The 23,240-nt window shown below is 69.8% G+C and carries 22 protein-coding genes; 17 read left to right on the forward strand and 5 right to left on the reverse strand.

Annotated features, from left to right (window positions below; all coding sequences use genetic code 11):
• Positions 1 to 346 precede the first annotated feature (346 nt).
• The 5 genes from ACV7NM_RS33920 (at position 347) to ACV7NM_RS33940 (ending at position 4,479) form a co-directional block, all read left to right on the forward strand.
• Positions 347 to 748, forward strand: a complete 402-nt coding sequence (locus ACV7NM_RS33920; protein ID WP_463414245.1) for a GntR family transcriptional regulator — start codon at positions 347 to 349, stop codon at positions 746 to 748.
• A complete protein-coding gene (locus ACV7NM_RS33925) occupies positions 745 to 1,611 on the forward strand; it encodes an ABC transporter ATP-binding protein (RefSeq protein WP_463414246.1) in 867 nt (288 codons plus the stop codon). The genes ACV7NM_RS33920 and ACV7NM_RS33925 overlap by 4 nt, the downstream gene beginning before the upstream one ends.
• Positions 1,608 to 2,474 (forward strand): ABC transporter permease, encoded by an 867-nt coding sequence (locus tag ACV7NM_RS33930; protein ID WP_463414247.1) that lies wholly within the window; start codon positions 1,608 to 1,610, stop codon positions 2,472 to 2,474. The genes ACV7NM_RS33925 and ACV7NM_RS33930 overlap by 4 nt, the downstream gene beginning before the upstream one ends.
• A 265-nt stretch (positions 2,475 to 2,739) precedes the next feature.
• Complete coding sequence (locus tag ACV7NM_RS33935; RefSeq protein WP_463414248.1) at positions 2,740 to 3,411, forward strand: hypothetical protein; 672 nt, start codon at positions 2,740 to 2,742, stop codon at positions 3,409 to 3,411.
• A gap of 777 nt (positions 3,412 to 4,188) precedes the next feature.
• Complete coding sequence (locus tag ACV7NM_RS33940) at positions 4,189 to 4,479, forward strand: hypothetical protein (RefSeq protein ID WP_463414249.1); 291 nt, start codon at positions 4,189 to 4,191, stop codon at positions 4,477 to 4,479.
• Between the two features lie 325 nt (positions 4,480 to 4,804).
• Here ACV7NM_RS33940 and ACV7NM_RS33945 read toward each other — a convergent pair whose 3' ends face one another.
• Positions 4,805 to 5,158: a hypothetical protein gene (locus ACV7NM_RS33945; protein ID WP_463414250.1), complete on the reverse strand. Its 354-nt coding sequence runs from the start codon at positions 5,156 to 5,158 to the stop codon at positions 4,805 to 4,807.
• Between the two features lie 917 nt (positions 5,159 to 6,075).
• On the opposite strand from ACV7NM_RS33945, the gene ACV7NM_RS33950 reads away from it, so the two are divergent.
• From ACV7NM_RS33950 to ACV7NM_RS33965, 4 genes are all read left to right on the forward strand, one after another.
• A complete protein-coding gene (locus ACV7NM_RS33950) occupies positions 6,076 to 6,639 on the forward strand; it encodes a papain-like cysteine protease family protein (RefSeq protein ID WP_463414251.1) in 564 nt (187 codons plus the stop codon).
• Between the two features lie 10 nt (positions 6,640 to 6,649).
• On the forward strand, positions 6,650 to 7,531 hold the full coding sequence (locus ACV7NM_RS33955; RefSeq protein ID WP_463414252.1) for a hypothetical protein: 882 nt from the start codon (positions 6,650 to 6,652) through the stop codon (positions 7,529 to 7,531).
• A 378-nt stretch (positions 7,532 to 7,909) separates the two neighbouring features.
• Positions 7,910 to 9,565: an alkaline phosphatase family protein gene (locus tag ACV7NM_RS33960; protein ID WP_463414253.1), complete on the forward strand. Its 1,656-nt coding sequence runs from the start codon at positions 7,910 to 7,912 to the stop codon at positions 9,563 to 9,565.
• Between the two features lie 122 nt (positions 9,566 to 9,687).
• Entirely contained in the window at positions 9,688 to 10,401 is a 714-nt protein-coding gene (locus ACV7NM_RS33965; protein ID WP_463414254.1) for a histidine phosphatase family protein, read from the forward strand.
• An 87-nt stretch (positions 10,402 to 10,488) separates the two neighbouring features.
• On the opposite strand, the gene ACV7NM_RS33970 is transcribed toward ACV7NM_RS33965, so the two are convergent.
• The 3 genes from ACV7NM_RS33970 to ACV7NM_RS33980 form a co-directional block, all read right to left on the reverse strand.
• A complete protein-coding gene (locus tag ACV7NM_RS33970; protein WP_463414255.1) occupies positions 10,489 to 11,709 on the reverse strand; it encodes an MFS transporter in 1,221 nt (406 codons plus the stop codon).
• A 445-nt stretch (positions 11,710 to 12,154) separates the two neighbouring features.
• On the reverse strand, positions 12,155 to 12,535 hold the full coding sequence (locus ACV7NM_RS33975; protein ID WP_463414256.1) for a hypothetical protein: 381 nt from the start codon (positions 12,533 to 12,535) through the stop codon (positions 12,155 to 12,157).
• 102 nt (positions 12,536 to 12,637) lie between these two features.
• On the reverse strand, positions 12,638 to 13,303 hold the full coding sequence (locus tag ACV7NM_RS33980; RefSeq protein ID WP_463414257.1) for a class I SAM-dependent methyltransferase: 666 nt from the start codon (positions 13,301 to 13,303) through the stop codon (positions 12,638 to 12,640).
• 347 nt (positions 13,304 to 13,650) lie between these two features.
• On the opposite strand from ACV7NM_RS33980, the gene ACV7NM_RS33985 reads away from it, so the two are divergent.
• From ACV7NM_RS33985 to ACV7NM_RS34020, 8 genes are all read left to right on the forward strand, one after another.
• The gene (locus tag ACV7NM_RS33985; RefSeq protein ID WP_463414258.1) at positions 13,651 to 14,223 is read left to right on the forward strand and encodes a toxin-antitoxin system, toxin component; all 573 of its coding nucleotides are present in this window, start codon (positions 13,651 to 13,653) and stop codon (positions 14,221 to 14,223) included.
• Between the two features lie 256 nt (positions 14,224 to 14,479).
• Positions 14,480 to 15,682 carry an MAB_1171c family putative transporter gene (locus ACV7NM_RS33990; RefSeq protein WP_463414259.1) on the forward strand — a complete coding sequence of 401 codons (1,203 nt, stop codon included), beginning with the start codon at positions 14,480 to 14,482 and terminating at the stop codon, positions 15,680 to 15,682.
• The gene (locus ACV7NM_RS33995; RefSeq protein WP_463414260.1) at positions 15,679 to 17,109 is read left to right on the forward strand and encodes an FAD-dependent monooxygenase; all 1,431 of its coding nucleotides are present in this window, start codon (positions 15,679 to 15,681) and stop codon (positions 17,107 to 17,109) included. The genes ACV7NM_RS33990 and ACV7NM_RS33995 overlap by 4 nt, the downstream gene beginning before the upstream one ends.
• 164 nt (positions 17,110 to 17,273) lie before the next feature.
• Positions 17,274 to 17,969 carry a hypothetical protein gene (locus tag ACV7NM_RS34000; RefSeq protein ID WP_463414261.1) on the forward strand — a complete coding sequence of 232 codons (696 nt, stop codon included), beginning with the start codon at positions 17,274 to 17,276 and terminating at the stop codon, positions 17,967 to 17,969.
• 27 nt (positions 17,970 to 17,996) lie between these two features.
• The gene (locus ACV7NM_RS34005) at positions 17,997 to 18,557 is read left to right on the forward strand and encodes a toxin-antitoxin system, toxin component (protein ID WP_463414262.1); all 561 of its coding nucleotides are present in this window, start codon (positions 17,997 to 17,999) and stop codon (positions 18,555 to 18,557) included.
• A 2-nt stretch (positions 18,558 to 18,559) separates the two neighbouring features.
• Positions 18,560 to 19,777 (forward strand): MAB_1171c family putative transporter, encoded by a 1,218-nt coding sequence (locus tag ACV7NM_RS34010; protein WP_463414263.1) that lies wholly within the window; start codon positions 18,560 to 18,562, stop codon positions 19,775 to 19,777.
• 97 nt (positions 19,778 to 19,874) lie between these two features.
• Positions 19,875 to 21,056: an MAB_1171c family putative transporter gene (locus ACV7NM_RS34015; protein WP_463414264.1), complete on the forward strand. Its 1,182-nt coding sequence runs from the start codon at positions 19,875 to 19,877 to the stop codon at positions 21,054 to 21,056.
• A 225-nt stretch (positions 21,057 to 21,281) separates the two neighbouring features.
• Positions 21,282 to 22,544, forward strand: coding sequence for an oxidoreductase (locus tag ACV7NM_RS34020; RefSeq protein ID WP_463414265.1), 1,263 nt, complete (start codon positions 21,282 to 21,284; stop codon positions 22,542 to 22,544).
• 243 nt (positions 22,545 to 22,787) lie between these two features.
• Here ACV7NM_RS34020 and ACV7NM_RS34025 read toward each other — a convergent pair whose 3' ends face one another.
• Positions 22,788 to 23,204, reverse strand: a complete 417-nt coding sequence (locus ACV7NM_RS34025) for a hypothetical protein (protein ID WP_136214044.1) — start codon at positions 23,202 to 23,204, stop codon at positions 22,788 to 22,790.
• Positions 23,205 to 23,240: the final 36 nt, after the last annotated feature.

The raw sequence follows: 23,240 nt of genomic DNA on the forward strand, positions 1-23,240 counted from the left end.
AGTGCATCGCTCCGTAGAAGATCAGCGCGAGTCCATTGGCCGCGTCGTTCACCCCCACGTCGCACGCCCGCCACGCAGCCGCCAGAGCGCCACCAGGCGCCGCCATCACGAGGCACCGGTGAGAGGCGGGTCGCAAGGCCGAAGGCTTCGTGGTTCTCGTCGTGCCGCTCCCACCGGATCCGTGGTCGGCAGCCAGATGTCGTCGGCAGGTCATACGGGAAGGGAAGCCCCGCCGGGCCGCAACACGGCACACCGCACTCGGCGTCAGTAGATGAGCGCTCTTGACGGTCGGGCTCCCACCCATCATCCTTTCACTACTTCCTTAGTGAAAGGATGATGGCCGCCCGTGATCGAATACCGCATTGACCGGCGCAGTGGTGTGGCCACCTATCTCCAGATCGTGCAGCAGACCAGACAGGCTCTGCGCCTGGGACTGTTGGAGCCGGGAGACCGGCTGCCCACTGCCCGCGAGGTGGTCGAGGCCCTCGCCATCAACCCCAACACCGTGCTCAAGGCCTATCGGGAGCTCGAACGTGAGGGCCTGGTGGAGGGCCGCCGAGGCCTCGGCACCTTCGTCCGCCGGACGTTGGGCGAGGGCAAAGCGGCAGACGGCGCGCTGCGCGCCGAGCTCGCGCAGTGGCTGGTACGGGCCCGGCGGGCGGGCTTGGAGCAGGACGACATCACCGCACTGTTCACCTCCGTACTGAGCGGATCCGACAGTGAACCGAACCAGGGGGACGAAGAATGACCGTAGCCATCGAGGCCCACGGCCTCGGACGGAGGTTCCGCCGCGGCGGCTGGGCCCTGAGGGACTGCTCCTTCCGGCTCCCCGCCGGTCGCGTATGCGCCCTGATCGGCCCCAACGGGGCCGGCAAGTCCACGCTGCTGGCCTTGGCCGCGGGCGTACTGAAGCCCACCGAGGGCACCCTGACGGCCCCGCCCCGCGAGGCCGTTGCCTATGTCTCCCAGGACAAGCCGCTCTATCCGCAACTGACGGTCGCGGAAACCCTGCGTATGGGCGCCGACCTGAATCCCGACCGCTGGGACGCCGCCGCCGCGGGCAAGGTCGTGGAGGACGGCGGTCTGGACCCGGCCCGACGCGTCCGCGCCCTGTCCGGGGGCCAGCGTTCGCGGCTGGCCCTGGCCTTGGGCCTCGGCAAACGACCTACGCTGCTGCTCCTGGACGAGGCATTGTCCGATGTGGACCCGCTCGGCCGCCGCGAACTGATGGGCGCCCTGCTGGCGACGGCCACCGAACACGGCACCACCGTCCTCATGTCCTCGCACATCCTCTCCGAGCTGGAGGACGCCTGCGACCACCTGCTGCTGATCGACGGCGGACGCGTCCGACTCGGCGGCTCGGTGGACGATCTCCTGCAGGCCCACGCCCTGGTGTCCGGCCCGATCCGCGACTTGGCCCCCCATACCGTGCTCACCGCACGCTCCACCGGGCGCCGGCTCACCGCCTTGATTCGTCCGGAAGGGCCCCTGAGTACCGACGGCGAAGGCTGGCAGGTGGACGCACCCACCCTGGAAGAACTGGTGCTCGCCCACCTGGGCGCTCCGGACGCCCCAGCCATGCTCACCGCGGCCATGGAGGCTGCGGCATGACCCTCCTCGACCTGCGCGGCTCTCTTCGAGTCACCATCGGCCTGCACCGCCGCGCGTTGTGGGCGGCTCTCGCCCTCGTGCTGCTCGCCGCCATCGCCCTGCCCGCCGGCCGCTGGTACGTCCAGTCACTGGCCGAGGATTTCGCCGCCACCGGCTGCAAGGTGGAGAACACGGTGCCCGGATGCGGCATCCAAGTCCGCGGCTTCCTCTCCCGCAGCCTGTACGTCAACAGGATGTTCCACTACATCGGGCTCGGAATGGGGGTACTGCCCCTGCTTTTGGGGGCGTTCGTGGCGGGCCCGCTGGTCGGGCGCGAGCTGGAGTCGGGCACCTACCGACTGCAGTGGACCCAATCGGTCAGTCCGGCCCGCTGGCTCGCCGCCAGGCTGGCGGTGCCGGTCGCCGGCGTGCTCCTCGTCATGCCCGCGTTCGTGCTGCTGGCCGCATGGATCCGGCGGCAATCGCTGGATACCTGGTACCCGCTCCAGTGGAACGACCTCCCCGTCTACCAGGTGATCGGGCCGGTGGCGGTGGGTTACGCCCTCCTCGGCATCGCGGTCGGCGCCATGGCCGGTCTGCTGATCGGACGCACGGTACCCGCCATGACCGCGGCCGCCGCTGTGGTCGGGATCGTCACGGCGACCCTCGCCCTGATCCGCCCCTGGCTCTGGCCCGCCCTCGACGGGCCTGCGCGGGGTGCGGGCGACGGGGACCTTTTCGGTCTGGTCGATGTCATCGGGACCCGTTATCACCCCGAGTCCCACTTCTGGCCGCTGCAACTGGTCGAGAGCGCGATTGTGCTGACCCTCGCCGCCGCAGCGATCGTCGCCACCTTCGCCCTCCTGCGCCGCCGGCACCGCTGACCGACCCCAACTACCTGCGGCAAGAGGACAGCGAGTGGAACTTCCGCACCAAGCTGTCCGCATGTGCCGCCCATCGGCGTGTTCTGGCTCAGTCGGCTCGGCATGGTCGCGGCCACCAACGGCCGAGCCGGCACGGGACGGAGCGCGGCGCCACGGCACTTGCATGCCGCTGGGCCTGGTGCGGATCCTGGCGCCCCGGGGGCTGGGGTCCACCGAACGAGGGGCGCGCCGGGCGATGTCAGTGAGAGGCGGTTCAATGACGCCCATGAGTGTCCACAGACTGGTGACCTTGCTTCCCGACCCGGATGTCCTACTCGGGCGCTGCCGGGCACTGGCAGTGCTCGACACCATCCTCGCCACGGACGCTCCCACCTACTCGTTCTTCCCCGGATGGCGCGAAGGCGTCGACCTGGCATCCATGGACAACGGCTCCGGTGACCAGTACGCCATCGTCTTCGATCCCGCCGGGGTGTTCCTCTACGGGTTCGGTCACGAGAGCGACGCGACTCCATGGAGAGAATGGCCCCGCGCCCACTGGCCCGGTCTCCTCGACGCTCTGCCGGCGCCGCTCGCGCACTACCCGGTGGCGCCGGAATTGCAGTTCGACGGGTTCTTCGACGCGACAGTGTGCGTGTGGCGCGAGAAATCCGCCACAGCCTGGAAGCACGGCGCGGTCGAGTTCGCCGACAACGAATCGGACGGAGCCGACCGGCTGTTCGCCCTACTCACCGACGGCACCCCGGATACGTACGTCGCCTTCGCCGAGGACTACTTCGAGCGGACCATCGACCGCGACGCCGTGACCGCGATCCTCACCCAGGCGCCGCTGACCCGCATGACGGTGACGTCCCTGTCCCCTACAGCCGACTTCGAAGCAGTGGCCGGACGAGCCCGTGCGCTGGGATACGCCATCCTCCGAGACCAACCCACACTCTGACCACACGGAAACCGCTACCGCGACTTCGCGAGTGAAGGTCGCCCCGCCGGAGATGGATGGGCCGTGGTTCGCGCCGTGTAGGCCGGCGAGGAATGACGCGACACCACGGCTCCACGCCGTTTCGCCAGGGCGGCCGGCAAATCTCCCGCATATGGACAAGTCCACACGCATGCCTCGGACTTGTCAGGGCAGACGGGCCCGTTCCACACGCTTCTGACGCATAGACAGGTAACCCATGCCTACTTGGCTCACAGTGCTCGGCGTCCTGGCCCTCTGGACGCTGGCCGCCACCGCCCTGGGTCTTCTGCTGGCCCGCCACATCCACCGCACACCCACAGCCACGGACCACGCGCAGGCAGGACACCGCGGTGACGTAGCCACAAGCGTCAGAAGAAGCCGATGAAGTACGAGCCTCTCCTCTCCTCCCCTGTCCTCAGGCGCGGCGTCCGAGTCCTCCACCAGTTGCTCGGCCTGGCAGGGCCGCCACCGGCGTCTCCTCGGCGACATCCACTGGTCCCACGCCGAGATCGCGCAGGCCGTCGCCGCCTTTCATCCCCAGCGGAAGGTGCTGCCCGCTGGGCACCGGCCCCCGCCCCACAACCGCCACCGAGGCCCCGCGCTGCGCGCCGAGCCTGACTCGCCGCCGAGGGAACCGACACGCTCACGCCGCCCAGGCCCACCGTGCTCGGAGACCAGTACCTCGCTGCGGCACGAGTCGATCACGTCCGACAGCAGCGAACGGACCGCCGGCTTGTCCGGCACGTGGTCGATCGTGCCATGGGGAAAGGCGTGGCGGCGGGCCTGGAGGTAGACCGGCGTCAGCGCCACCAGCCGGTCGCGCTGGTCCTGTACGCCCTGCACGCCACGGGCCACGCCGTCGACCCCTCGTGGAGCGACTGGCTCACCGCCGCGACGCAGCGGGACATCGACCGCGCGCCCGTCGGCCTCTTCCACGGCTCCTGCGGGGTGGCCACCGTCCTCGACCTCCCGGGACGGCACGAGGAGGCCACCGAGATCCTGGGCCGGCCCTCGAGCGCACCGGCGAACCGACGAGCCTCGGTCTGCTGACCGGACTGCCCGGCACGGGGCTGACCGCGCTCGGCTTCCACGCCCGCCGCGGGGACGGCGGCCACCTCGACCATGCCCGCCGCGTCGCCGACCGCGTCGCGGAGCGCATCGAAGCCCCGCTCGACCATCCGACCGGCAAGAACCCCGGCGCGGGCCTCACATCGGAGCGGCCGGAGCCGCGCTGTTCCTCGCCCGCCTGCACGAACGCACCGGCGAGCCCGGATACCTCGACCTCGCCGAGAGGGCACCGCGCCGCGACCTCGCTCAGTGCGCGGACGTCGACGGCTCCCCTCAGGTCGACGACGGCTGGCGGTCCGTGCTCTACCTAGGCACCGGATCCACCGGCATCGGACTCGCCCTGGCGGCCTTTTTGAAGCACCGCAGCGGCCCGGGCCTCGCGGAGGCCCTCGCCTCGATCCGGCTGGCGGCGCGCGGCCAGTTCACCGTCTTCCCCGGTCTGTTCGACGGCCGCGCCGGACTGCTGTACTTCCGGTCCGTCGTCGGCGACGGCCCCGACGACGACGCCGCGCTCCAAGGCCACCGGCGCGACCTGTGGCGGCACGCCGTCCCCCACGGCGACGGCCTCGCCCCCAGGCAGGCACCTGGTCCGGCTGTCGATGGACCTCGCCACCGGATCGGCCGGAGTGCCCTTGGCGATGGACGGCGCCCAACGCCGCACCGACCATCTCCTCCCCCTACTCGGCTGCCCGGTACCGCCCACCGCCGCCTGAAGCCCGCTGCACCGGTCCCGGTCCGGCAAAACCCCGACGCAGAAGGGAGGTGACCGCCATGTCCGTCCTCAACCTCCAGCAGCTGGAGATCGCGGGCGAGGAAGGGCCTGCTGCTCGTGAGCAGCGCCAGCTTCCAGTGCCACAACACCAGCTTCCACTGACGCAGGTGACACGGCCCTCCGGCTTGGAGTGGTGACGATCCGTTCGCGGATCAGAACGGTCTGCGGGGCCAACGCCCCGCAGGCCGTTCCGTCATGTTCCCGCCCTGCGCCGCCTAGCGAGCGATCGACCCCGGGTGAAGGGTGGACCCGGCCGGCGGTGCCGACAGGGGCAGAGGGCAGGCAGTGCCCGTTCGTAGCGTCCGGCCGTGCTCCGCGCCCAGCACCAACCGACAACCCGCTGCTGCCAAGGCCTGGCGTCGGCACGGAGGCCGGCCACGTCCGCACCGCGATCGACCAGCGGCTACGCCTCGCCTTCACGACGGCCGCCGCGCCCGTGGACCTGGCCACGGAGGCCGGGATCGAACTCACCGGCGGTATCGGCCAAGGTGCGGGGCTGCGGATGCGCGCAGTCGGCAACGCGCTCGCCGCACGCCTGGCCGAGACCGTCCGCCACCTCGACCTCGACAACCGCGCGTCGTCGATGCACCGAACCCACGACGAAGAAGAGGACTTGGTGAGCAGCACACCCTGCTTCGGCAGGGAGGCGCGAGCTGTGAGTGCCGATTCAGATCATTGGCTGACAAATAATCAGTCTGGGCTAATTTCCCGCAAGATGCCTATGCGCCCCGGACATGATCCGCTGTCATTTTCGTGCCAGATCGCCCCGCTCATCTCGTTTGTACCCATCAGGGGAAGGCAGGAAAATGGGCAGGTTCAGGAACGGGACCACGACGTTGGCCATCGCGCTGGCCGCCTTGGGATCGCTCGCGGCCGCAGGAGGCACAGCTCACGCGGAAGCGGGCCAGGACACCATCAACATGTACAAGCAGGAGAAGACCCAGTGGTGCTGGGTCGCCTCCGGGTTGACCATCGCCAAGTTCCAGGGCTTCGGCTCCACACAGACGGACTTCTGCAACCGGGCCCAGCCCTACTACGGCTGCAACAACCAGCCCGCCACGCTCGACGACATGGCCAAGGGGTGGAGCAGCCTCGGCATGACCCACACCGGCTCCGGCCTGAGCAGCGCGGCCACGTTCAACCAGGTGTACACCGACGTCAAGGCGGCCCGGCCGATCGGTGCCCGCATCGGGTGGACCTCCGGGGGCGGCCACATGAACGTGGTCTACGGCTTCGACACGTCGAACAACACGATCGCCGTGGCCGACCCGTGGCCGGACACCACCACGTACACGTGGTGGAACTACAACGACTACGTGAGCAACAGCTCGTCCAAGTGGACCCACTCCCGCATCGGTATCTCCCGCTAAGGCAGGCGACATGCGCGACACCAGCGGCACCAAAACATCCAGCAAGCGGGCGGCCTCTCGCTCCTCCCGTCTGTCCCTCGTCATCGCGGTGAGTGCGTCCGCGCTGTTGTCCGTCGTCGCTCCGACGCACGCGGCCCCCGCCAAGGACCCTCTTCCGGCCGACATCCCCGACTACCAGGCCGCCCTCAACGCGGTGAAGTCCACCGACGTCCGCAACACCGTCTGCCGCTTCCTGCGCACTCCGGTTCTCACCGGCGACGCCGGTGAGCCGGTGCAGACGATCCCCGAAACGGCCGAGCCGTGCCAGGGCCTCCCGGCCTTCACGATCAAGGACCCGGTGGCACTGAACGAGATCACCCCCGGGTTCGTCGCGGGCACCGCCAAACCACTGCCCGCGGAGGCGATCAAGCTGACGCAGCTGGTCTCCTCGCTCAGCACCACCGTCAACGGCCGCAACGCCACCGTCATGCTCGCCCCCACCCAGGGCGGCGGCTGGCACCTGGCAGCCGTGCGCGACGGCGACAGCGACGCCGCATACGCCGGCAAGGCCACCCTGGGCACGCTGGTCTTCAGCGAGCCGCAAATCCGGGGCTGGTACCAGCTCAAGCTCACCAATGTCGAGCCCCTCAACGACCAGGCCCGGCAAGGGCTCGGCGGCCAGGCATCGGTGTCACTCAGCGACTATCAGAAACTGGTCAAGGCCCGCTACGCCGACAAGCTGCCCGGCTCGGAGTACGACACCACCGGCTACTCCAGCGGCTACAGCCTCCAGCGCCCGGAGGACAACGGTTCGTCCTCCGCCCTGCTCCTTGCCGGCGGTTCCAGCGCGGCACTCGCCCTCGCGGGGGGAGCCGTCATGCTCCACCGGCGCCGGCGCGCAAGCACCCACTGAGCCCCGCCCCGGACCGCCACCACGGTCCGTCCCGGCAGCCGGCCGGGACGGAGCGAGTGGCGGTCCGGCCATCGCAGAGGGGTCATGGGTGGCGGGGTGGGTCAGGTCGTGCGGTAGGCCATGCGCTCGGCGGGGCGTTCGTTGACCATCCACAGTTCGTCGGTGCCCGGCAGATAGGCGAGATGCGCCGAGGCCGGTGACCACGGTGCGAAAACCATGCAGGGCTTCGGCCCGGTCACGCCGGTCGCGCCTTTCGACGGAAGAAGCCGCCAGAGCCTTCGCAGGAGTTCACGTGCCTGCCGTCGGGGGTACACGGGGCGCCTCGAGCATGGCGTCTGCTCCGCCCCTGCCAAGATCTGCCGGCCCCTGGGAACACTCGTGCCTCGACGTACCGTTCGACTTGCCACCGTCCTCAGCGCCGCCTTCGCGCTCGCCACCGCCACCACAGCCCAGGCCGCGACCACCGGCGTCGCCGGCGCGCATCGCCATGGCGCTGTGCGACACGTCCTGCTGATCTCCGTCGACGGCCTGCACCAGTCGGATCTGGCCTGGTACGTCGCGCAGCACCCGGCCTCGGCGCTGGCCCGACTGGTCGGCGGCGGCGTGCAGTACACCAACGCGGCCACGACCACGCCCTCCGACTCCTTCCCCGGCATGGTCGCCCAGGTCACCGGCGGCGGTCCCGGCACCACCGGCGTCTACTACGACGACTCCTACGACGCGTCGCTCCTCCCGGCCGGCACGATCGGCTGCACGGGCGTCAAGCCCGGCGCGGAGGTGGACCTCACCGAGAGCCTGGACAAGAACCCCCACTCCCTCGACGCCGGACAGGGCCTCCAGGGCCTGCCCGGCAGCGTGCTCTCGATGACCGGCCACCCGGTCGATCTGCTGGATCCCGCCAAGCTGCCGGTCGATCCCAATACCTGCGAGCCGGTGCAGCCGCACTCCTACCTCCAGGTGAACACCGTCTTCGAGGTGGCGCGGCAGGCGGGTCTGCGGACCGCGTGGTCGGACAAGCACGCCGCTTACGACATCCTCAACGGCCCGTCGGGCAACGGAATCCAGGATCTCTTCACCCCGGAGATCAACAGTGACGCCACCGGTTACCCGTCCGGCGTCGACTGGACCAAGGACAACAAGGCCACCCAGCAGTACGACGGCTACAAGGTGCGGGCCGTCCTCAACGAGATCGACGGATACGACCACAGCCGCAGCCACAAGGTGGGTACTCCGGCGGTCTTCGGCCTCAACTTCCAGTCCGTCTCGACCGCGCAGAAGCTGCCCGCCTCCAACGGCCTCACCGGCGGCTACGCGTCCAAGGGCGTCCCCGGACCGCTGCTGGCGAAGAGCCTGGACTACGTGGACGGCGAAATCGGCGCGCTGACGGCGCGGCTGCGCGAGAACCACCTGGACGACAGCACCAACGTGATCCTCTCCGCCAAGCACGGCCAGTCGCCCACCGACCCCGCCGCCCTCACCCGGGTCGATCCCGGCCCGCTGCTGGACGGCCTCGACGCCGCCTGGCAGAAGGCGCACCCCACGGCCGGCAAGCTGGTCGCGCACTCCGTGACGGACGACGTCATGCTGCTCTGGCTCAACGACCGCTCCGAGGAGGCCACGGACTTCGCCAAGCAGTACCTGCTGAGGCAGAGCGGTACCGCCACCGACATCAACGCGAAGCCGAAGCCCTTCACCACGGGCGGCCTGAGTGAGGTCCACACGGGTGAGGCGGCGGCCGACCGCTTCGGCGCCAAGCCCGGCGACGCCCGCGTCCCGGACGTCTTCGGCATCGCCCAGTACGGCGTCGTCTACACGGGCGGCGCCAAAAAGATCGCCGAGCACGGCGGCAGCCAGGCCGACGACCTCAACGTCCCGCTGGTCATCTCCGGCGCCTCGACGCCCCGCGGCGTACGGCTCTCCACGAAGGTCGAGACCAAGCAGATCGCGCCGACGATCCTGAACCTGCTCGGCCTCGACCCGCGCTCCCTCCAAGCCGTGCGCCAGGAGCACACCCGAGTGCTGCCGGTCCGCTGACCCGCTGACCCGACACCGCCCCCAGGGCCGTACGGCAGTCCGCGTACGGCCCTCCCCTACGCTTCGGTGTGCTCCTCCGCGCACGTGAGACGGGGGTGAGCACCGAACGGGGAGTCGTGAGCATGGTGTTCAAGTACGAGGGACGGCCTTCTGCGCTCAGCCGCCGCAGTGCGCTCGCCGGCCTGGGGGCGATGTCGCTGATGCCGACCGGCTGCGGCTCGAAGGGCGGAGGCGGCGCCCCCGCGCAATCCGCGTCCGTACGGGTCACGAGCCCCTCCCCCGGCACGGCGACGGGCAAAGGCGGCAGCGGCAGCGGCAGCGGCGACCTGGTCGTGATGATCATCCGGCACGGTGAGAAGCCCACCGGCGGCGAGATCGGCAAAGACGACAACGGCAAGCGGGACAGCCACTCACTGACCGAGCGAGGCTGGGCGCGCGCCAACACGCTGCCGCGTCTGTTCGACCCCCAGCCGGCCACCGGCCTGGTGCGACCCACGAGGGTGTACGCCGCCACCGACCGGGGGCCGGACGCCGGCAGCCACCGGATGCGACAGACCGTCACCCCACTGGCCGAGCGGCTCGGCCTGACCGTCGACCTCAGCTACGGCGAGTCGAAGGAGGCCGACCTGGCGGCGGCCGTTTCGGCAGCCTCCGGCCCCGTGCTGATCTGCTGGGATCACTCCCGCATCCCCGAGATCGTGAAGGCCCTCGCACCAGGAAGCGGGGCCCCCGCCACCTGGCCGGACCGCTTCGACCTGATCTGGGTCTTCACCCGCACCGCCGGAGCCTGGTCGTTCAAGAAGGTCGACGAACACCTCCTGGTCGGGGACGCCTGACTCAGGCCGGGTTCCCGGGGCGCACAAGTTCGACGGTGTCGGGCCAGGTCGTGGCGAGCGGTACGGCGGCGGACGGTGCGGGAGCCATCAGCCCTCCTTCGGGACGAGCAGCCGGGCGCAGACCGCGGCCGCCAGCGCCGGCACCGCGGCGATGGCCAGGGCCCGGGCCGGGGAGCCGTTGTCGACCATGACGCCGCCAAGGGCGGTGCCCACGGGGAAACCGATCAGGTTCACGCCGATCGACACCGTCATCACCCGTCCCAGCCGCTCCGGTTCGGTGCGCCGAAGCCGCAGCGACATCAGACTGACGTTGACCGTGCCCTCCATCACCCCGAACAGGGCGAGGCCCGTGCCCAGCGCCACGAGCGAGCCCAGAGCGCTGACGGGGTAGACGGCGAGGGCGGACAGGACGAGGGCGCCGACCATGAAGCGGCGCTCCAGCCCGGCGTGCACGTACCTGCCCGCGAGCAGCGCGGCCGTACCGCCCGCCAGACCCAGTACGGCCCAGATCAAGCCGACGTAGCGGCTGGAGGACGCCTCGTCGGCCACATGGCCGGCCACCGCGACCGGGACGATGATCACAAGCATCCCGTACGCCACCTGGAAGACGGAGTACGACGCCGCGAGGCCGCGCAGCGTCGGATTGTGCAAGAGGTACGTGATCCCCTCCCAGGCCGATCGCAGCAGGTGTTGGTCCAGCTTCGCCCGGTCCTGCGCCACGCCCCGGTCGACGCCCGCCTTGGCCGTGCCGCCGCGCAGCAGCGAGAGGCTCAGCGCGGCGAGACCGTACATGGCGGCGACCGTGAGCAGCGCCGGCTTGGCCCCGGACAGCGCGAAGAGGGCACCCGCCACGAGCGGGCCGCCGACTTCGATCACCGAATACGTGCCCAGATCCAGTGCGTTGGCCCGGTCGTAGGCCGCATCGGGGACGAAGCGCGGGAACAGGGTACGGATGCCGCCGTCGGTGAGCGGACTGGTGATCGAGAAAAGACCCAGCATTACATAGAGGACGGCCGGGGTGAGCTGGTCGAGGGAGGACATGACGGCTATCCCGCCGACGAGCAGGGCGCTGACCGTGGTGTCCATGGCCACGGCCCGCAGGGCCCCGAAGCGGTCGAGCACGGCGCCGGCGAGCGGGCTCCCGATGAACCCGGGGAGCGTCAGGAACGCGCTGCTGAGACCGGCGACCTCGGCCGAGTCGAACTCGGCGATCGCGTACAGCACGACGACGAAGAGCAGCATGCCGTGCGCGAGCCGGGACAGGCAGGCGGCCAGCAGCAATTGCGGAACGTTACGACTCGTCAGCACCTCGCGGTACGTGACCGATGGAATGCCTGCTTCCTGTAATTCGCCGGTTCGTGGGGTCATGGTGTCGCGATCACCTCGTCGAGCTCACGTCGGTCCGACGGTAGCGGTTCGGGTGCGGTCACAGTGGTCTTCTCCTTGTCCGCTCCGAGGGCGTGGTGGAGGAGACTCTCGGTGCCCCGGCCGATCTGCGTCTTGCCCCGTCGGCCTTCCTGACCCGGTGCACCGAGGACGAGTTCGCGATCGCGGCAGCCGCCGTTGCCGGCGCCGGCCACGAGCCGCGGTGCGGACGACAGGCACTGCGGGTCTGGCGTCCGCACCGTCGCTCGCTCGTGGGGGCCGGGCCGTGCCCCGGGCGAGGTCGGCGGGCGGTCTGCGCTGTGGTCGGCCGGCGCGGGGGTGGGATCGGGTGGTGCCGGAGCGGGTCGGCGTCGGTGAGGTCCCCGCCTCAGTCTTGTGGTCGCACGCCGGAGCTGTTGCCGTGAGCCAGGCGGAAGAGGACCTTGGCGTACACCATGGTCGCCGCTGCGGTGACGGTCGCCACGGCCGCCAGCGCGAGGATGCCCAGCAGCGCGGGCCACTGGCGCAGCTCGTCGGCGCGGCACACCCTCTCTTGAGGTGACGGCTCGACGAACGGGCCCCGGCACAGACCGCGGGTCCCCTGCCCTTGGTACGACGGCACGTCAGGGCCGTAATCGGAGAGCATCAGGAAGACGAACCATCCCCAGATCACCATGGCCAGGAGCATCCACACCAGCGACCACTTCTCGATCCGGCTCGCGTCCCCGCGGACCTTCTCGGGGCGCTCCGGTGCCACACCTGCGGGCACGGACGCTTCCGGAGCAGTCTCATCGGTTGTCACTTCATCCCCCACAATCCACGACCTTCGAACGCCAGTTCATCACACCTGGGATCACACCTGGTGGCTGTTCTACGGGCGGCGGGCCAGGAAGTGGGCGTCGAGGAAGCCGCGTTCGGAGGCCGGGTCGTGGAGCATTCGGGCGACCGTCACGAGGCCGGCCCCGGTCAGCAGGTCGGCGAAACGGTCCGCCGGCCAACTGTAGGCGGGCGTGACCTTGTGGTCGAAGCGGACCGGCTCCGGGCCGTCGGTCCCGAAGAACGAGACGAGGAGGAGGCCTCCCGGCGCCAGGACCCGCGCCTGTTCGGCGAGCAGCGCGGGCAGTTCCCCGGGCGGGGTGTGGATCACCGAGTAGTGGGACAGTACGCCGCCGAGCGCGTGGTCCTCGATCGGCAGGGCCTCCATGCGGGCCTCGTTGAAGTTCAGCGTCGGATGGGCGCGCCGGGCGTGCTCGACCATGGCCGGGGAGAGGTCGAGTCCGAAGGCGTCCAGGCCCAGATCGTGCAACACGGCCGTCACATGTCCGGGCCCGCAGCCGACGTCGGCCACCCGAAGGTTTTCCGTCCCGCGTACCAACTCGGCGAAGATGCCGACCATGCCCCGCGCGAACGGCCGCGTCTCCAGGCGATCGGCGAACATCGACGCGTACAGCTCGACGACCCCGTCGTAGGCCGCCCTGGTCTTGTCCTGGTGCTCGTTCTGGTGCTCGTTCTCTTGCTCATTCTGGTGCTCCCCCATGGAGAAGAAGCTAACAGCCGACTGCCGGCGGGCCGCCCGCAGGCGGTACGCCGCCGCATGCGCGCCCGGGTGGGTCGATGATTTCGGCCAGTGGAGGCGGGTGTTCGCGCCCATGCCGTTGGGCGACGATCGTTTCGTCTTGTTAAGCGATCATTGATCTGCTCTAGTGTCCACGCGCAGCGTTCCGCCGGCAGTCCGTCTCACAAGAACCGTGCCGCCAACCCGCCGGGAGCATCCTTGACCGTCCTCAGTCCCCCTCTCGACGTGAAGGCGATCCCGCGGGGCACGTGGGACGCGGGACAGCCGGTCGGCGTCGTGCGGGCTTGGGAGCGTCGAGAGGCGGGGGCATGAGGAGCAGGCGTCGCCGGCAGCACGTGGACCGGCAGATGGCGCGGTTGTACGCCGAGTTGGAAGCCGCCCTCGGCGAGCCCGTCCCCTCCGATGTGGATCAGCTGTTCGGCAGGCTGGCCGAGTACCTCACGAGTCGTCGCGGTCGCCCGGTACGGATCGTCCGCCGCAACTTCCCGGTGGAGGTCGGCCCGGTCTCGGGCCTGTGGGTGGACCGGGAGAACGACGACGTGATCGCCGTCGTGAAGAGCACGAGCGACTTCCACTCCCTCGTCATCCTCGGCCATGAGATCTGGCACATGCTGCAGGGGCACTGTGGCGAGCACGCGCTGGGGGCTCGGGTCGCCGCACGGTTGTTGAACGGTGGGGTCTCCGACGCGGAGTTGGGGGCCGCCGTCCGGCACGTTGCCGCGCGGACCCACGCGCTGCCGGGTGAGGAGGCCGAGGCCGAGAAGTTCGGCCGGCTCTTGGCCCGGCGGCTTCGGCGCCACGTCGAGCACGATCCCGACCAGCGCGTCCTGGAAGGCGCGCCCGCGAGGATCCAGGCCTCTCTCGGTGCTGCGGAGAACTGATGCGGGACCTGGACTGTCGCATACCGGCGGCGGCCCTGATGTCGCCGGCCCTCCCATCGGCCCTCCCATCGGCGGCCCTCCCATCGGCGGCCGTCCCGTCGGCGTCGCCGGGCGCCGCAGCCGCCGCAGCCGCCCGTCAGCGCGCCGTCCGTGAGGAAGCCACCGTCATGGCCGAGCCCGCGGCCGCCGCGCGGGTCCGATTCCCGCGACACCGAGTCCGCGGGGCGACCTGCTGCGTCCCTCGGCGGGCCACCGGGTGAACGACTCGTCCGGCCTGGGCTTCTACATACCCGGGGCAGTCCTGTTCCTGGCCACGCTGCTGAAACTGCCCGCGCTCGCACGCGATCCGCGCAACGAGCTCCTGCGGTCCGTGTGCCTGCTGTTGGCCCTGGCCACCGCCGTCTTCGGATGCACCGCCATCCCGACCCTCATCGCCGTCAACAAGATCACGGGTATCCCGAACGCCGCCGCGCCGCTCGTCTTCTCTCTCCTCACGGCCTTCTCGGGCGCCAACATCGTGCTCATCCTGCGTTGGAGCGATGCCCCGGAGGACTCGGGGCGGACACGGCGGCGGTCCCGTCTGTGCACCGTGGTCACGGTCGTCGTGATCGCGGCCATCAACACCTTGTTCGTCCTGGGCGACGCCCCCGTGGAGCGCCTGCGCGACCTGGACACCTACTACGCGAGCACGCCGTACATCAGGGAGATGATCCTGCTCTACATCGCGGCCCACACGACCGCGGCCGTCACGATGACGGTACTGAGTCGCAGGTGGGCTCGCGAAGTGCACGGCGGGCTGCGTGCGGGACTGTCGCTCATCGCCATCGGCTACGTGCTCAACCTCTTCTACGACATCGCCAAGCTGACCGCGATAGGGGCCCACTGGGCGGGCCGTGACTGGAGCGTGCTCGGCGTCCGGCTGGCCCCGGCCTTCGCGTCCGTGTCCGCGCTGCTGATCGCGACCGGCTTCGTCCTGCCGCTGATCTCACAGAACGTCACGACCAAGTGGAGGATGCTGCGCCGGTACCGCCTCCTCCGCACTCTCCACCAGGAACTCCGGGTGGCGACGAAGCACAGCATCGACCTGTCGGTGGGGCCTTGGACCCCCATCGACGTCCGGCTCACCCAGCGTGAGTCGGACATCCACGACGGAATCCTCGCGGTCAACCCGTACCTGCGTCCCGAGCTGCGGGACCAGGCGCTGCGCGAGGAACTGGAGGCGGGCCGTTCCCCGGAGGAAGCCACGGCCGTGGCCGATGCCGCGGCCCTGGCGAGCGCCGTCGTCGCGTGGGAACGGGCCCAGTCGGGATCGGCACCCGCTCCGGCACGGGCCACGCATATGGTCTTGGTCTCGCCGAACAGCCCCCGAGGTCTCGTACGGATGTCGCTCGCGTTGGCCGGATCGGCCACCGTCCGCTCGTTCCGGCGATCCGCCCTTGCAGAAAGCAGCACCCGATGACAGCGCTCCCCTCGTCCTCCGCCCGCGTGGTCGTACTCGGCGGTGGCCTGGCCGGCACCCTCGCCGCCGCGGCCCTCGGGCCCCACGTACGGGAAGTCCTCGTCCTGGAGCACGACGCGGAGCTTCCCGAGACGCCCGCGCCCCGGCAGAGGCTCCCCCAGGCCGCCCACGCGCACATGCTGTGGGCGGGCGGGGCCGACGCCATGGAGGAACTGCTCCCGGGCGTGACGGACGAGTGGCTCGCCGCCGGCGCCCACCGCATCCCGATCCCCAACGGGATGGTGTCCTTCTCGCCGGCGGGCTGGTACCGCCGCTCGTGGCCCGATACCCACTACCTGATAGGGGCCAGCCGGAACCTCATCGACTGGGTCGTACGCAGACGCGTCCTGCAGATGCCGAACGTCCGGATACGGACGGGGGTGAAGGTCTGCGGCCTGGAAGGGGACGCGACACGGGTACTGGGCGTGGTCCTGCGCGACGCACGGGACGAGCGGCACCTCGTGACGGCGGACCTCGTGGTCGACGCGACGGGCCGCGGTTCGCGCAGCACCCGGTGGCTCCGGGACATCGGCGGCCCCGAGGTGCGGGAAACCGTCGTCGACGCGGGCGTCCGCTACGCGAGCCGCAGGTACCGGGCGCCGCAGGGGGCCGAGACCGACTGGCCGGTGGTCCACATCCCCGCCGATCCGCGCCAAGGCCGGCCGGGCCTCGTCGCGACGATCATCTCCATCGAGAACGGTCAATGGCACGTCAGTCTCTCGGGCACCCGCGGGGGCGAGCCCTCGGCGGGTGAGGACGTGTTCGAGGAGTTCGCCCGCCGCGTCCGCCATCCCCTCGTCGCCGAACTCCTCTCGCGGGCCGAGCCCACCAGCGAGGTCGCCCTCTACACCCGCACCGCGAACAGGAGGCGCCATTTCGAGCGGGCGAAGCTGCCGGAGGGCTTCATCGTCCTGGGGGACGCGGCCACCAGCCTCAACCCCGTCTACGGTCACGGCATGTCCGTCGCGGCCCTCGGTGCGGTCGGCCTGCGGAACCTGACACGGCGTACGTCCGTACTCGCGCCGGGGTTCGCGTCGAAGGCGCAGCGCGCGATCGCCCGGCCGGCCTCGGCCGCCTGGATGCTGGCGGTCGGTCAGGACCGTTTTTATCCCGACGCCGTGGGCCGGAAGCCGACGCTGGTGGACCGTCTGGGGTCCCGGTACATCCACCGCCTCAACCACACGGCCATCGGCCGGGGCCTGGTCGTCCGGAAACTCACCGACGTGATGACGATGCGGAGGCCGGCCCACATCCTGGGACTCCCCGACGTCCTTCTGGCCGCGGCCCTCGGGGCCCGCATGCCCTTGCTCGACGGGCCCGAACTGACGCCGAGGGAACGGGAGGTGCTGGACCGGCCGCCCTTGCGGCCGGCCGGGGCCGGTAAGTAGGTGCGTATAGGGGGTCGTGGTGGGCCGTGGTCGGCCGTGGTCGGCCGGTCGTCTGGTGAAACGATCGTTTCGTTGCCTCCACTACCGTTTCCGTGGTCTAGTGACCTGCGGGTCAGGGGTCCACTCTGACCACGTCCTCCCTTCGCGTCCTGATAGGAGGGTCAATGAGCGACGGGTACAAAGCCCTCGCCACGACCGTCAACACACTGCTCCGCAGAACGGGACTCGACCGAAGGAGCCTGTTCGACCTGAAGAGACTCTCCTTCCACACATCCTTGTCCGAGGCTGATATCCGCAGGCTGCTGGACGGCGAAGAGCCGGCTGTCGCGGAGGTCGACCACCGCGAGGTCGCCCGGCGGATCCAGTTCTTGATGGACACGCGTCTTCGCCGGGAGGAAGGGCCGGGGGGCATCGTGCGGCAGCGCCCGTACACGACGCCCGAGATCGCCGCCGGCATCGGCATGACTCCGCAGTGGCTCAACACCCTGCTCAGCCAACGCAAGCAGAGCTCACCGAACCTCAAGCACGCCGGGCGGATCGCGCGGTTCTTCGACGTCCCGGTCAACTTCTTCACCGACGAGCCGGCGGAAGCGCTGGACCGGGTCCTGCGCAGTGAGGTCCTCCCCCGGCTGAACGCCGTCGTCGGGAATCCCCGTCCGGCCGTCAGGAACCGCTACGCCTTGGAGATCCAGCACCGGCTGGGCGACGTGGTGCTCGAACCGCCCGTGGAGCGGGCGTTGATGCTCTTCGTCGACGGGATCGCGCGGGAGGAGAGCCCTGGTGGGCTCGCTCCTCATGCACGGAACGGCCCCTCTTCAAATGACGCGGAAACAGTTTCTGCGGGCGCGAACTACTCCTAGGCTATTACCGTAAAAATGGGGTTCACCATGGGCAAGAGAAAAATGATCAGGCTCCGGAACGAGATTCTCGCGAACCTCGGACGCCCGATCCCGTCGAATCCCGACGAACTGTTCGAGTCGCTGAGGGTTTTCCTCGAACGACGGTTCAACGAGGTGCGCGGGAACGGGACGTACCGGCCGGTGCACCTTCTCTTCCGTGAGTTCCCCGAGGAGACCGCAAGCGGGCTGACGCTCACCTTCGACGACCGGATGGTCATCGTCGTCGAGCGCCACACGACCACGCTCCATCAGCTGGTGATCTTCGCCCACGAGATGTGGCACGCCCTGATGGGGAAGTGTCTGACCCATGGCGCCCAGCCCGACGCGGTCTCCGCGGCCGCCCGGTCCCTCGGGGGCGAGTTGGAGCAGGCCGACATCCTCGCCCTTGCCGCGCGTACCCATTTCGACACCCGGGAGGAGAACGACGCCGAGGCGTTCGGGCTGCTCCTGGGAAGCAGTTGCAGGGAGATCCTCGAATCGGGCGCCACCTCGCTCCCGAACACCGGCCTGGCCGGCCGCATCCAGTCCAGCATGGGCCGGGGATTTTGAACATGCAACGGTCGGACTACTACATACCCGCGTTCGCGCTGGCCATCGCGCTCGCGGTGAAGCTCCCCTCCCTGTGGCACAGCCGACGTTCGCCGATGTCCCGGGCGATCTTCGTGATCATCTTCGCCTCGGGTGGGGGCTTCGTCTTCGCCGCGCCGCCGACCGTCGAGCGCGTCAACAGGGTGACGGGCATCTCGAACGTGTCTGCCCTGATCGTCTACTGCTTCCTCTCCTGCCTGTCCTGCGCGTCGATGGTCCTTCTGCTGCACTGGCGCGGCGGACCCGAAGCGACCGTCCGTCGACAGACCAGGATGTGGATCGCCGCCACAGCCGGCGTCATCTCGACCTTCTGCGTCCTGTTCACCCTCAGCGACATACCCGCGGAGCGGCCTCGCGACCTCGACACCTTCTACGCGACCACTCCCTTCATCGGCGAGATGATCGTGCTGTACCTGACCGCTCACGCGGCCACCGCCACGGTGGTGATGACGAAGTGTTGGCGCTGGTCGGCCGAACTCCGCGCGGCGAAGGCGGACTGGACCCGGTGGGGCCTGCTCACCCTGGTGACGGCCTTCGGTCTGGGCCTGTCCTTCGCGCTCCTGAAGTTCGTCGCCGTGGGCGCCCGCTGGGCGGGGACCGACGCCTGGGACGTGCTCAGTACCGAGGTAGCCCCTCCCCTCGCCGGCCTGGGCGCGCTCATGACCACCGTCGGGTTCCTCATTCCGGTCGTGGGGCCGCGGATGGAGTCCATGTGGGACGCGTGGCGCGCCTACCGCCTCATGGAGCCATTGTGGCGCGCCTTGGAACCCTGGGTCGGTGCCGGAGCTCCCATGCGGATCGCCAGGACCTCGTCCCTGGAGATGAGAGCCACCCTCAGAGCCACGGAGATCGCGGATCGCCTGCTGAACCTGGCGCCGTATCTCGACGCCGGGCATCGTGCGGCAGCCGAGCGCTACGCGACCGCACGGGGCCTCGAACACGAGGCTGCCTTGATCGTGGCAGAGGCAGCCACCATCAAGGCAGCCCTGGCCTCCGCTCCCGTCGCCTGCCCGCCGGACCCCGAGCTCCCGCAGGCGGACGACACCACGAACACGAACACCCCGGGTCCGCTGCCGATCCGGATCTCCGGAACGAACGGGCTCGCGGAACTCAGTCGCCATTTCTCGCGGATCCACCCCACGGACCTCCTGGTCGACGCGGCCCACTCGGAAAGCAACTGATCGTGACCAGTCCTCCCCGCGGCGCCCAGGTCAGTGCTGTCCACACCGCCACGCCCCCCACCACCGTTTTCGGTCACTCCGAACCCGGTGGCCTCCGGTGAGCGCGGGCACCGCGTTCCTCTGCTCGGCCGGCGGCCTTCTGATCGCCATGCTCATCAAGCTCTGGGACCTGCGGAAGAACCCCAAGGACCCGATCCTTCGGGCCGTTTGCGGAACGCTGTTCCTCGGGGCGCTCATCTTCGTCACCGCGGCCCCGCCACACCTCGCCAAGATCAACGACTGGTTCGGCACACCCAATGTCGCGGCACCGATCGTGTACTGCATTCTCACGGCGTTCGACGGCATCAACATCGTCTTGTTGATCCACTGGCGGGGAAACGAGGACGAGGCCCGCACCCGGCGACAGACCCGTTTCTGTCTGATCGCCTACCTGGGGGTGATGGCGGCGATCGCGCTGCTCTTCGCGCTGGGCGACGCACCCGTCGAGCGGCTCCGCGACCTGGACACGTACTACGCCACCACGCCCTTCATCCGCGAGATGATCGTGCTCTACCTCGCCGCGCACTCGGTCGCGGCGGTCACCATGACGGTGTTGTGCTGGCGCTGGTCGCGCCAGGTACCCGGCAGCCTGCGTCTGGGCCTGCTCACCATCGCCGCCGGTTCGTCCTTCGCGTTCGTCTTCGACCTGCTGAAGTACACGGCCGTCGCGGCGCGTTGGACGGGCGGGAACCTCGACTGGCTGAGCACCCACGTCGCGTTCTCGCTGGCCGGCGTCTCCGCCCTCCTGGTCGCCGCCGGCTTCCTCATTCCCCCCGTCGGGCAGGGGGCCAGTTCCCGCTGGGGCATGTTCCAGCAGTTCCAGCAGCTCAAGCCCCTGTGGCTGGAGATCCGGCCGGAGATCCCGCGTACCTGCCCGAAGCCGATGAGCTGGTGGCGGTCGATGGACCTGCGCCTGATGCAGCGGGAGCGGGACATCCACGACGCCGTTCTTCGGCTGGGCCCCTATTTCGACGCGTCGACCGGCAAGAGGGTCTACGCGGAGGCACTGGCCGAACACGCCGAACGCCGCCGGGCGCGCGGTGAGGCCGACGCCTCGGTGATCGCCGGCGCCGTCATCGCGAAGGCGGCCTCGCGGCCTGCGGTCAATCCGGAGGACAGGTGGATGCTGACCTCCACCGAGGACCCCGAGGATCTCGTCCGGATGTCCGACGCACTGGCCCGCTCCCCCCGGGTCCAGGCGATCCGGCGCTGGGCCGCGTTGGCGCAGAGCCGCGTCTGACCCGGCGCCGGGCAGCTTGCCCCGGCAGCGTTCAACGTATGTACGACCACGGCACGCACGACCACCGCTCACACGACCACCGCTCACACGATCAGCGCTCACACAGCCAGCGCAGACACAATCACCGCTCACATAGTCACCGCTCACATAGCCACCGCACAGGCGACGGGGCCAGAACCGAAACCGACCAAGAGTCGTCAGGGACGAGATCCAGGAGGAACTCCCATGCATCTTTTCGCGCCTCTTGAACTGCCCAACGGGTCCTGCCTGCCGAACCGGGTGGCGAAGGCCGCCATGGAAGAGAGCTTGGCGCGCCAGCCCGGACAGCTGCCTGGCACCGAGATCGAGGATCTCTACCGCCGCTGGGCCGGAGGTGGCACGGGCCTCATCATCACGGGCAACGTCATGGTGGACAGACGTGCGTTGACCTCACCGAAAACGATCGTGCTCGACGCCGATACCCCCCTTGAGCCGTTCCGCCGCTGGGCCGCGGCCGCCGGGTCAGCCGGGGCACACGCCTGGATGCAGATCAACCACCCCGGCCGGCAGGTGCGCGCCGACCTGCCCGGCGTTGCCTGGGCGCCCTCCGAGGTCGGGGTCAGCCTGGGCAGGCACACCTCGGCGTTCGCCCGCCCCACGCCGATGGACGAGACGGACATCGAGGCCACCATCGCCCGCTTCGCCACCACCGCCCGTCTCGCGGAAGAGGCCGGCTTCCACGGCGTACAGATCCACGCCGCACACGGCTACCTGCTGAGCCAGTTCCTGTCCCCGCTGGTCAACCGGCGGAGTGACCGTTGGGGCGGCAGTCTGGAGAACCGGGCGAGGCTGCTCATCGAGATCGTGAAGTCCGTCCGCGCCCAGGTATCCGCGAGCTTCGCCGTGGGCGTCAAGATAAACACGGCCGACTTCCAGCGCGGTGGCTTCGACACGGACGAAGTGGCCCGAGTGCTCGGGTTCCTGGACGGTCTCGGCGTGGACCTCGTGGAACTGTCCGGCGGCAGCGTCGAGAGCGCGGCCACCATGGGCCGTACCACCGATGAGACGACGCTCGACAGGGAAGCGTACTTCCTCTCCCTGGCCGAACGACTCGTCGAAGTCGCCTCCGTGCCGCTCATGCTGACGGGCGGGATCTGCCGCCGCACGACTGCCGAGCGGGTCCTGGAGCGTGGCTTCGCGGTGGTCGGCGTGGCGACCGCCCTGGCCCTGTGCCCCGACCTGCCGACCCGTTGGCAGGCGGGCGAGGACACGCATGTCCCGCCGCCTCGGCTTGGTTGGAAGGACCAGGACCTCGCCAGCGCCGCCGTCCTGGCCATTGTCCGGGCCCACATGAGCCGCCTCGTTCGCGGCGGCAGGAACGGGCCGAGGATTCCCTCGTCCCTCCTTCTGGCTCTGGACATGCTGCGCAGCCGGTTCAGTGTGCGGGCCTACGGGGCTTGGTTGGCCGAGAATCCGGCACCGGAGGCGACGACCGCGCTCCAAGGCTGAGGCCTCATCCGAATCCACGCCGTCCGGATCACCGCCGCCGGCTGGTCCCGTGGGCGGTGATCCGGAGCCTGTGGCCGGCGGGGGTGGTATCGCAAGGGTGGGGACACGGTGATGTGTACGGACTACGCCCACTGTGCCGTCGGGGCCGGCGCCGGTTAGACTGGACACACCATCTGTTACTCAGGCGCGGAAGGCCCTCCACCCAGTGGAGGGCCTTCCGTCTTGTTCGGGCATCGATCGAGGTCAGGCGACCTGGAGCTTGGGCCTGCCCGTCGGAGCGGGCGGGGCCTGGTGGTAGGTGGGCAGCTTCAGGTTGGGAAGGTCGCCCGCCTGGATTCGTGCGAGGGACGCCCGGAAGGCCGCCTCCATCGCTTCCGGGCTCTCGTACTTCGCCGCGAGCGGGTGCAGTCGGTAGGAGTTGCCGTTGCGCTCCTCACTGCGCGGCCTCAGGACGATGTTCAGGTCGCACAGCGGCGCCATCAACCCGCTGATGGCCTGGGGGGTGACCCCGTACTCGGCCGCCATGTCCTTCTGACGTACCGGCAGGGTCCCCCCGAAGTCGCTGCGGGAGACGAGGTACTGCAGGAACTTGACGGCGGACCCCGACAGCGGCAGGGCCCAGATGCGCTCCGCGACGATCGGAGACATGACGTTAGCCATGGGATGGCCTTCCTCGTGAACGGTCGCCCGTGCGCG

Source organism: Streptomyces sp. Tek67B01, assembly GCF_055231995.1.